Raw genomic sequence first — 4466 nt, forward strand, 5'->3', positions numbered from 1 at the left:
ATGATATTCATACTCAAAATCAAGCCGTGAATGATGCCGAAGTTGATTTATAAAATCAATTTATAATCAGTATGTTGTATCGAAAGTTAATGCTTAATTGAAATGAATCGAAAAGCCGAAAAACATTTGAAATATAAGGCTACCGCACAAGCCGCGATGGGTAAGCCAGAACGTACCTGTCCATAAACAGTGGACGACGAACACTGACTTTGTGGAGTAAAGATAGACAGATATTCACCATTGTGTTCGCCTTTCTTTTTCTGTCGCTTTCGATAATACTCTTGCGCAATATTACTCAGCTGGAAAATTTTATGCCTCAAGCAAACTCTGTGGTCGTACTCGACTTTGAAACCACAGGTCTCTCTCCTACTTTAGGTGATCGCGCAATAGAAATTGGTGCAGTAAAGTTAGTCAATGGCGAGGTTGTCGATAGTTTTCAGCAACTCATGAATCCCGGTTTCAGAGTGAGTTCTTTCATTGAGAACTACACCGGCATTACCAACAATATGTTGCGATCGGCACCAAGCTGCGAAGAGGTAATGGCGTCATTTAGTGAGTTCATTGCAGGCGAAAACCTTATCGCTCACAACGCGTCCTTCGATAAACGATTTTTAGATGCGGAGCTTGAACGAATCAACTGTGGTTATTCGGGTGAGTTTGCTTGCTCCTTACTAGTGGCAAGACGGCTCATTCAAGAAGCCCCATCACATAAGCTAGGTGAACTTGTTCGCTATAAAAATATCGACAACGACGGTGTTTTCCACCGAGCACTAGCCGATGCGCAAATGACAGCCAAGCTTTGGCTCTTAATGGTCGAAGGGATAGAAAACTCAGGCGTCGAAAAACCAAGTTTTCAGTTGATGCAAACGGTCAGTAAAACAGCCAAAGGAAAAGTCGACCTGCTACTCGCCAAAAGCCGTGCGTAACCCCCTCCGAACTAAAAGCTGATTCTAGTCTCTTAGACGTTTAAGTGATTTTCGATATACATGCGATATTGGTTATCCCAGTTAATTTCCTAATCCGAAAGCGGAAGTTCGCTGGTCTCACCAACCAAACTGGCTTACTATGCCAGGTACCTAAAACGCTTTGTGAGTCACTCATGAGCAGAAAAAATAACAAAAATCTCAGCATTCTTCTTAAACTCAACACCTTTATTGCACCTTATAAATGGCGGGTTGCGGCAGCCTTGGTTGCCCTTGTCGCGACAGCAAGTTTGACGTTATCCGTTGGCTATGGAGTGCGCATTCTTATCGACCAAGGCTTTGCTCAGCAATCATTGCAAGAGCTCACCAATGCGATTCAGTTTATTGTCGGTGTCACATTGTGTATTGCCATTGGGACTTTCTTTCGCTTTTACCTTGTCTCTGCCGTAGGTGAGCGCGTTAGTGCGGATATTCGCCTTGCGGTGTTTAACCATGTGATTACGCTGCATCCGAGCTATTTTGAGACTAACAGTAGTGGCGACATAATGTCGCGCCTGACTACCGATACCACATTGCTGCAAAGCATTATCGGTTCATCGTTCTCAATGGCGATGCGTAGCGCTTTGATGTGCTTTGGTGCCATCATTATGTTATTCGCTACCAACGTTAAGCTCACGCTGATTGTGCTTGCTTCTGTGCCTTTGGTTTTGGTACCAATTTTGTTTTATGGACGACGTGTGCGTGCGCTCTCTCGTCAAAGTCAGGACTCAATGGCTGATGTTGGCAGCTACGCTGGAGAAGCGATAGAACATATTAAAACCGTGCAAAGTTTTAGCTCAGAGTCGCATGAACAAGCGGCTTTCGCTGTCGAGGTGGAAAAAGCTTATGAAATAGGCAGACAGAGAGTAAAACAGCGAGCGATCCTGATATCAGGCGTTATTGTGATTGTGTTCAGCGCGATTGCAGGCATGCTTTGGGTAGGCGGCAGCGATGTGATTCACGGAAAAATGTCTGCGGGTGACCTAGCCGCATTTGTGTTTTATGCCATTATGGTTGCCTCATCGACTGCAACCATTTCCGAAGTCATGGGTGAATTGCAAAGAGCCGCAGGTGCTACCGAACGGCTGATTGAGATCCTTCAAGTAGACAGCGATATTAAAGCGCCGAACAACTATTTGCCTGTCCGTTCCGACATGCCTGCTGAGGTTAACTTTAATTCGGTGAGTTTCAACTACCCTTCTCGACCAAATCAACCAGCAATCAAAGAATTAAATCTAACCGCTGAACAAGGAAAAGTGTTGGCGTTGGTCGGCCCTTCTGGTGCAGGTAAAACAACACTATTCGAACTGCTGCAACGATTTTATGACCCACAGCAAGGGCAAGTGTTGTTTGGTGGTGAAGATATTCGACAGTTCAACCCAAACGAGCTTCGACGCCAAATGGCGCTCGTACCACAACAACCAGCGCTGTTTAGCCATGATGTTTTTCATAATATTCGCTACGGTAATCCTGAAGCGACGGATGAACAAGTTATCGAAGCCGCGAAAAAAGCCCATGCCCATGAGTTTATTGAGAAGCATCCCGAAGGCTATCACAGCTTTTTAGGCGAGCGCGGCGTTAGGCTATCGGGCGGACAAAAGCAGCGTATTGCGATTGCTCGCGCGATTCTAAAAGATCCAAAAATCTTACTGCTAGACGAAGCTACCAGCGCCCTTGATAGTGAAAGTGAACATCACGTTCAGCAAGCACTTGAAGCTCTAATGAAAGGACGCACAACGCTGATCATTGCTCATCGTCTTTCGACTATCCAACATGCGGATAAAATTGCGGTGCTCGACAATGGCGAATTAGTCGATGTTGGTAACCACCAATCATTAATGCAAAGCTGTGAGTTGTATCAGCGACTTGTAGCATTGCAATTTAAGCACTTGGAGTAACGCCTAGTTAAGCGCTCAAAAATAAGCAAAGGCGGACCAAATAATTTAATAACAGGAGTTTAACGATGTTTTTGTGTCAGTCCAGCGAGCCCTTGCGAGACTAGGAATCTAATAGCAGCGCTCTGAGTGGTTAATGAGATAATTTAGACCATGAAGAGCCAGGATAGAAGATCCCACATCATGTCCCATCGTCGCTGTACAAGGTGACGAAATACAAAAGATGCCACTCGCAGTTAAACGAGCGGCATTAAACCAAGCAGCTCGCCTTTTAACAAAGGAATTCCAGTAAGAATCCAGTAACCAGCGTATTCTCCCTTCAACTAGAAACACTCGTTCACAACTACCATATAAAACCCAACTAGCTTCATTTGTAACAACTCAGGTTTCAAAAATAGGAAATCATTACTGAAAAAGTTTACCGCGTTTTGTGTTGCTATCTATGGTTACAATATTTGAGACATCAATGCCTTTAAACCAAGCAACACAAAAGCGGCACCGATATGAACAGCGAAGCGAAACAACTATTTTCTTATCTATGTCAGCGATACGATGCGCTTTCTCAAGAGCTTGAGTCTCGCCCTTTTCCTGAATTTTCTGAGACTATTACTCATCCTCTTGGGCACTGTTTAGTCCGTTGCCCAGCAGGTAGCCAACGCTTTTCTATTGTAGCAGTCAACTTTGCACCCTCCGTTCGCGGGCAAGGCGTGCTTACTGCATTTATCGACTACATCAAAAGCAATCCTTACCACTACCAAGGTGTTGAGGTTGCAATCATTGAAAACAAGAACTTAGCTAAACGGCTTTTGTCTCTTGGCTGGAAGTACAAGTCCCTGTTTGGCAAGATTTTCTTCGCTAGCAAGCCGACCCTAGTAAAGGACTTTCAGTCTGCGTAATAGTTATTACGAAACCGCATCGACATCCAAAGTAAAACCATCACTCAAAATCCGTAAGCATGTTGAAAAAAACTTGGCGATCTTCTGCAGTACTTCCTCGATGAGCAGTGTATTCAACGTGCGCGTCTGCGCTGGCTTTTGGGGATAGATTGATGCCCCATAACGCATTAATTTGGTTTGGTACGATGGAATAACGCATATCAACAATTCGCATTTCATTATTCGGATCCTTCGCTACAAAACCGTTTGAAAACCAACGGAAACGTTCGATGTCTTTTGCTTGTTGCGATTGCGGGTTTAGCCACGGAAATTGCTCTTTTATATTTAACTTTGGAGTTGATTCGCCAGGGTAAATTTTTATTGAACGCCCTACCCTTACTGCATCTACATAGTAGTTATCTTCCGTTTCATAAATCAGCTTCCAAACCAAAAGGTTGCTAAAGCTTGGTTTGGCTTTTAATTGTATAGCGTTGTGTTGTCGCTCTTTGACGATTTCCCAACCAGCTACTTCTGCTCTATCTCGTTGTATCGTTCCAAGACTTAGGTAAGCCAGGCACCATAAAAATGCAATGCGGGCATAGTTTGGGCTTCGCTTCAGTGCAACAAACAAAAGCAATATTAAAATAGGGAGTGTGAACGCGGGGTCGATTACCGAAATAGTGTTCCAAGCATAACGCGTGTTGCTTATCGGCCATAGAAGCTGTGTTCCATAA

At 44.2% G+C, this 4466-nt stretch carries 4 protein-coding genes; 3 read left to right on the plus strand and 1 reads right to left on the minus strand.

All coding sequences use genetic code 11. From position 1 onward, the window contains the following. Positions 1–311: 311 nt before the first annotated feature. The 3 genes from CAG68_RS21635 (at position 312) to CAG68_RS21645 (ending at position 3753) form a co-directional block, all read left to right on the plus strand. The gene (locus CAG68_RS21635) at positions 312–926 is read left to right on the plus strand and encodes a 3'-5' exonuclease (RefSeq protein ID WP_005376459.1); all 615 of its coding nucleotides are present in this window, start codon (positions 312–314) and stop codon (positions 924–926) included. A 173-nt stretch (positions 927–1099) separates the two neighbouring features. Beyond that, positions 1100–2860 carry an ABC transporter ATP-binding protein/permease gene (locus CAG68_RS21640; RefSeq protein WP_005376462.1) on the plus strand — a complete coding sequence of 587 codons (1761 nt, stop codon included), beginning with the start codon at positions 1100–1102 and terminating at the stop codon, positions 2858–2860. Between the two features lie 500 nt (positions 2861–3360). Further along, positions 3361–3753 (plus strand): hypothetical protein, encoded by a 393-nt coding sequence (locus CAG68_RS21645; protein ID WP_005376463.1) that lies wholly within the window; start codon positions 3361–3363, stop codon positions 3751–3753. Between the two features lie 40 nt (positions 3754–3793). On the opposite strand, the gene CAG68_RS21650 is transcribed toward CAG68_RS21645, so the two are convergent. Further along, positions 3794–4466 (minus strand): metal-dependent hydrolase (locus CAG68_RS21650; protein ID WP_161441645.1); only part of this gene is annotated, 673 nt, incomplete at its 5' end.

Origin of the sequence: Vibrio sp. V42_P2S4T144 (assembly GCF_009904715.1) — a bacterium.
Taxonomy (GTDB): Bacteria; Pseudomonadota; Gammaproteobacteria; order Enterobacterales; family Vibrionaceae; genus Vibrio; species Vibrio alginolyticus.